A 6,288-nucleotide genomic window follows, 5' to 3' on the forward strand; every position below is an offset into this window, starting at 1 on the left:
TAAGAAATTTGAGCTGGCTCGCACAAGCCAGCAACAAAATTACACTTTTGCGTTATTGTCAGCACCAGAAAGGTATCGTTCTTCAAAGACATCCGAAGGCACTGCGGGGGCAAACAGGAAACCCTGCCCGCTCTCCACGCCCGCCTCTGCCAGCCAGGCGCGTTGCGCGTCGGTTTCAATTCCCTCGGCAATAAGGTGCAGGTTGAGGCTGCGCGCCATCTGGATAATCGCCTGCACCATGCTGCTGTCGTCCGGCAGACCGTCGACAAACGCTTTGTCAATTTTTAGTACATCCACCGGAAGCGTCTTCATGTGCTGAAGCTGGCGCAGCCCGGCGTACCCCATGCCAAAATCGTCCAGGGCAATGCGAATGCCGGCATTACGCAGCGGCTTAAGAATCGCGACCGCCTCATTGGGGTCGTCAATGCGTCGACTCTCCGTCACTTCCAGGGTCAAGGTATCCGGTTTGATGCGGTAACGATGGATCAGCTCCAGCATCTCAGAAACCATGGTCGGGTGCATAAGCTGCATGGCAGACAAATTGACCGACAGCGGCAGCGTTATGCCGCGCTCCTGCCAGGCGGCAAGCTGACGACAGGACTCTTCGAGCACCCAGTAGCCGACGGTGACCATCAGGCCGCAGGACTCGATGCGCTCAATCAGCCCTTCCGGCAGCTCCCATGTGCCATCCGGCTGCTGCAGACGCAGCAGGGCCTCGGCGCTTTTTACCTCTCCCGTCCGCAGATCCACCTGCGGCTGCAGCCAGAGAGCAAACTGGCGGTTATCCAGCGCGGTCAGGATGTCGCTCTCTTCCGTCAGGCGCTGCTGCGCCTTTTCCATCTGCGCCGGGTCGAAGAACTGGATTTGGTTTTTCCCTTTGCGCCGGGCGGTAAAGGCCGCCGAGAAGGCTCGGCGATAAAGCTGTTCCGCGGTCAGGTCGCCATAGAACATGGCAATCCCGATACTGGCACTCGGGCGAAGCTGGATACCCTGAATCGGCAGCCGCTCATTAATGACAGTGAGTACTTGCTGACCTAACGTGATCGCATGCCAGGGTTCTTTTACGCCGTTGGCAATCACCACCAGGTCGTAACCGCTGACCTGGGTCAGCACCATGCGCGGGGCAAGGACAGATTTGATCTTTTCCACCAGGGTGAGCAGCAGCATTTCGCGCTGGCTCTCCTGAAGCACGCCAGCCGTGTCCTGCAGAGTTTCACAGGCAATGACCATCAGCGCGGTGGTTTGCTGGCGCTCAACGGTTTGCTCCAGCATCGCCATCAGGAACGCTTTATTGGGAAGCTCCGATACCGGAAAACGGGTGGCGCTACTGTTCATCTCATCCTGCTGACGCTGGATGCGCTGCTGGTTGAGGTTGTAGCTGCGCACCAGCATGCCGATCTCATCGTCATGATGCAGACGCGGCAGCTCAAGCTGGTGTCCCATCTGATCCTGCGGCGCAAGCGTGTTCAGCTCGCGGGCGATACGGCGCAGGGGATGGACAATCAGCCGGTTAATGCACCAGGTCAGCGCCACGCTGAGAATAAGCGTCATAAGTAAGCAAGTGGTCACTAACGTAACCACCCAACTCATGACGAATTTATACATGCGGTAGGAGTCTGCCTGTAACACCAGGTAGGCCAGAGGCTGTGGATTCGCAGGGCGCTCAAGCGAATAAACGGGAAGCGAAATTTGCACCGGCAGCTCAAACAGGCGCATCACCATCATCGGGACGGGACGCTCCGGGATAAAGCTCATCCGCAGCGCCTGAAACTGATTGGGTAGCACGACGTCCGCCCGGCTCACAACACCGGCTGGCTGAATACGTTTTAGAATGGTTTCCGCTTCGGGGATATCCCCTTTCAGGATAGAGGCAGACAGCGGGCCGCGTACCGAGCGGGCGATACTTTCTAATTGCGAAGCCGTGTTATAGCGATTCTGCTGTACGGAATGAAACAGCAAAATTACGCAGAAGAGCAGGACAAACAGCATGGTGACGGCAGAGACCATCGCCATCTGTTTGATTGTTAAGGAACGGCTGACACGCAAAATGACTCTCCACAAAACTCGAAGCGCAGGGCGCGCCAGGGTATAAACCTGGCGCGCCTGAGTATACCCGATTGCTGCGCTGTTAAGAGAGACTTACAAATGGATTAAGGAAAATCCGATTACCAGTCCGCGTAAGGGATGAGCGGTTGCGGCGGTAAGTCCATATCGCCCTGCCAGCCTGCAGCAGAGTAGCGCACATAGATCAGCGCATGGCTTGGGGTATAGTCTTTCGCTTCCTGAATGTCCACGCCCATGCCAACAAACCAGTTGGACGTAACCCGGCGCTCAATAATGGCCCGCGCGGTATAACCCGTGCCTGAGGAGCTGCTGCCGGTTTCCATCGCGCCCCGATCGGTATAGCGGTCTGGCTCATCGGTCGGGATCAGATTCTGGATCGGGTAGCGCAGTTCGTCTTTGGTTTTGGAGTGAGACCAGGAGACCGAGCCCCCCAGCTCCCAGGACCAGTTTTCCGTGCGCTTACGCCAGGTCACCGGCAAGGCGAAGGAGACATACTCCTGCGGGCTGTAATAGCCGCCCTGACCCAGGGTATAACCGCTCAGGTCTTTGTCGTAGTGCCAGAGCATGTTGGAGACGCCGACCGTCAGGCGCTCATTGTTTTTATTAATGAGCTTGTAGTAGTAACCCGTCATCCAGCGGACGCGCCAGTTATCCTCCACATTTTTACCCGTCAGCGTTTCCGCGTTCAGGCTTGACCAGACGCCGTTCGCTTCCCCTTTGTCATAGCTGATGCTCACGCCGCCACCGGTCGCGCGTACGCCGCCCCAGGTGGTGCCGGTGTTGGTGTCTTTTTGCCCGCCGAAGGCCAGCAGAGAGCTGGAGATTGGCCGACGATGGGCGTTAACGGTATAGCCGATAGGGCCCAGATCGCTGCTGTAGCTGATGCCGCCCACCACGTCGACGACGTCAAAGCCCATCGGCGTGGTGCCAATATCCATCGCCCAGGTTTTATTCTGCCAGCCGACAGCGACGCTTGCGCCATTGTCTGACTGATGGGTGTTACCGCTACACGGCGTTTCGTAGCAGGTTCCCCATTTAGGGTCGTAAGTCCCGTTCCTGGTATCGAATGATCCGACGTCCATATTGACCAGATCGCTTCTGAAGAACATGCGCCCGTCAGAGAGCGGCGCATCCACCTGCAGCATGGTGGTATGCGCTTTCAGATCGGAATAGCCACCCGTGCCGCTGGAGCCCCAGTAATCGTGCTGCAGCGTGACGTTAACATCCTGCTGGCGGTACAACTCACCGGCATCACTGCGCACGCCGCGCTTCAGCCAGTCGTCTTTTTCATCGTTACGCGTCAGACGGGTGAAACTGTCGTTATCAGCCGGACGCGTCGTGGTGATACCCGTCGATACCATCGCATCTTTATAGGTTTCCAGCGCCTGCTGAGGCTGCCCGTTCTGCGCCTGGAAACGCGCGGCATCACGCAGCACCAGCGCGTTTTCCATTGATCCGGGCTGCGATTTAGCCTGCGGAATGATTTTACTGAAGGTCTGTTCTGCCGCGGCGGAATCACCCAGCCCCGCCTGCGCCATCGCGATGCGGCGCTGCATATTGAGCGACAGCGGCTGGCCGTTCTGCGCGGCGGGCAGCTTCGCCAGCTCCGCGCGCGCGGCATCTTTGTTACCCTGGGCGCTGTAAATCTCGGTCAGGCCGAGGATCGCGTCTTCGTTCTGCGGCTCACGCTGCAGGACGGCGTTGTACGTCGTTTTCGCGGAGTTCAGATCGCCACGCTGCTGTGCCCAGTCCGCCAGCGTCAGGTCGATGCGGGTGGAGGTTGGCTGCTGGCGAAGAAGATTCTCTGCCTCCTGCTCTTTACCGCTGTCCCGCAGGCGGTTGGCGGTTTCCAGCACCTGATTGCTTTGCAGGCGGTCGGCAAGTTCCTGAATATTGCTGTTCCACTGGCTGCGCGGCAGCGTGTCCAGATGCGCCAGCGCGGCACGGTCCTGATCGTTTCCGGAAAGATAGAGCCCGCTGGCATAGACCTGATCCGGGTCGGACGGTTTCTGGCGGGCAAGCTGACGCATCAGGGTGTCCGCCTGGCTGCGCTGACCCGCGCTGTAGAGATCGCGCGACAGACGATAGGTTATCCACACGTCGCCAGGAGAGAGCGCCAGACGACGACGCTGGATTTCTGCTGCCTGGGCGTATTTCCCCTGATTTTCCAGCTGTTCGGCCTGGGCGGAGAGCTGCTCGTTGGTCAGACTACGCTCGATATCATCAATGCTCCGACGCTGGCTGGCGGAAAGCGACTGGATAAACTGCGAGGCTTTCTCCGGGGACTGCGCGCGGTAAATATTGGCCAGGCCGCGAACCGCGTTGCTGTTGCCGCTGTCCATTCGCAGCGCCTGACGGTAATAACGCTCCGCCGCGTCGTTATCTTTACGCGCCGCGGCGGCGTCGCCCAGCCCCAGCACCGCGTAGCTGTCGGTATTGTCGATGTTACGCGCCTGCTGATAGTAACGCTCTGCCTGCGCCGGGTTATTCGCCTTCAGCGCCGCATCGCCCTGCTGGATCAGCAGCCAGTAGCGGTTAACCTTCAGAAGACTGTCCCATTTACCCCGGTTATCGCTCTGCGGATCGAGGGCAATCGCCTTTTCAAACTGCGCTACCGCGCGGGCACGGTCGCCCTTCTGGGAATACGCCTGCCCCAGGGCACCCACCGCTTCACTGTCGGCATGGTTGGCGCTGACGGCTTTTTGCAGCTCGGCCACCGCCTTACTGCCCTGCCCGGCATCCACCGCCGCGAGCCCTTCCGCTTTCGCGCGGAACGCCGGATCGGCGAGCTGTTTTTGCTGCGCTTCAAGCTGGGCACGCGCCGCAGCGACGCTATCCCCGTCGCTGAATACGCTCAGATATTTTTGCAGCGCGCTGACGCTGGCGCTGCTGGCAGGCTGGTCTTTGATTTGGTCATACCACATATCAGACGCCTGGCTGCGGCCATTGGTGGATTTAGCCATCTCCTGCAGTACCGCAAAGCCTTCATCACGTCGTCCGCTCTGGAACAGAAGCTGGGCCAGCGTTGTCTGCAGCTGCGTATTCCCGGGGCTGCTGCTGTTAATTTTTTTCAGCTGGTTAATGGCCGCACCGCGGCGAGCTGGATCTTTCGCCACGACGTTCCAGTATTCCGTCGCCACGTCGCCACCCGGCGGGTTGCCGTCAAACAGCTTGTCATAGGCGGCAATCGCTTCCTGCGTGTGCCCCGTAGTGGCGAGCAGTCGCGCCTGCTGGAGCTGCTGTCGGCCATCCGGAGTAGAAAGCAGCATGGTGTTGCGTGAGGACTGGTAAGCGCTCGAACCCGGGGCGATCCCTTTCAGACGATCCAGCTCTTTTTGCGCGCCGGCGTTATCGCCCTGACGCAGCAGGTAGCGAAAGCGCGCGGCAATGACGTCAGGGTTGTTGGGGTCAATCAGCTCAAGGCGATAGAGCGACTGACGAACCAAATCCTCACGCTGTGTCGATTCGCCCAGCCTCACCTGCTCCAGCAGCTGTTTTTGCTGCGGAGAGTTAGCGGCCTGGGCCCACGGCATAAGCGCCAGGCCAAGCGATAAACTGAGTAGATTTATTGTGAACTTGCGCATTCCTGGCCCCAATCCGGTATTAATTCACCTTTTGCGGTGAAGCGAAAACGATGCTGATCCCATCCTTGCCCAAAAAGCGTCAGCACATAGCTGTAATAGGCATTGTTATCGGGAAAATGGTCTGCAACGCGCTGGCGCTGAACCGCCTGGGCATCACGTTGTTGTAAAAAAGGCAGCATAGCGGCAGAGAACCCGACCGGGCCGTCACCGGTACGTTTCCCCGTCGCCACATCCACTTTCTCCGGCGGCACACCCCGTTTTATGGTCTTTGCCGCCATCGGCTGGAAGCGCGTCAGGAGCCGGGCTTTCTGAGGATCTTTATCACTCATCATGCCCACCCAGAGATACACGCGGATGGCGTCGTAGCCGCCCACCAGCGCTTTCTCCTGCTGTAACCGCCAGCCTTTGTTTTTCTGATACTGCACCCAGTCCGGCGAAAAACCTTTCGGCGCACTCTCAAGCAGCAGGCGCAGGTTAGTTTCACGAAGCTGAGTCCACGGGGAACCAAAGCGCGTGAAATAAGCCGCTAGGGAAGGTGCGAACAAGTCCCTGATATGAGATCATGTTTGTCATCTGGAGCCATGGAACAGGGTTCATCATGAGTCATCAACTTACCTTCGCCGACAGTGAATTCAGCAGT

General features: G+C 58.6%; 2 protein-coding genes and 1 pseudogene. All 3 read right to left on the bottom strand.

Annotated elements, in window-relative coordinates; all coding sequences use genetic code 11:
- Positions 1-39: 39 nt before the first annotated feature.
- Entirely contained in the window at positions 40-2,046 is a 2,007-nt protein-coding gene (hmsP, locus tag FHC52_RS19485) for a biofilm formation regulator HmsP (RefSeq protein WP_023345069.1), read from the bottom strand.
- Between the two features lie 119 nt (positions 2,047-2,165).
- Entirely contained in the window at positions 2,166-5,648 is a 3,483-nt protein-coding gene (gene bcsC, locus FHC52_RS19490) for a cellulose synthase complex outer membrane protein BcsC (protein WP_044597502.1), read from the bottom strand.
- Positions 5,630-6,184: pseudogene (locus tag FHC52_RS19495) on the bottom strand (glycosyl hydrolase family 8); the annotation flags it as partial. The gene bcsC and the pseudogene FHC52_RS19495, both read right to left, overlap by 19 nt.
- Between the last annotated feature and the right edge of the window lie 104 nt (positions 6,185-6,288).

This window comes from Enterobacter sp. EC_64 (assembly GCF_019584165.1).
GTDB lineage: Bacteria > Pseudomonadota > Gammaproteobacteria > Enterobacterales > Enterobacteriaceae > Enterobacter > Enterobacter roggenkampii.

Bases quoted from the DNA above. Each gene is read 5' to 3' on its own strand.
- bcsC (WP_044597502.1), bottom strand. From the start codon at position 5,648: ATGCGCAAGTTCACAATAAATCTACTCAGTTTATCGCTTGGCCTGGCG.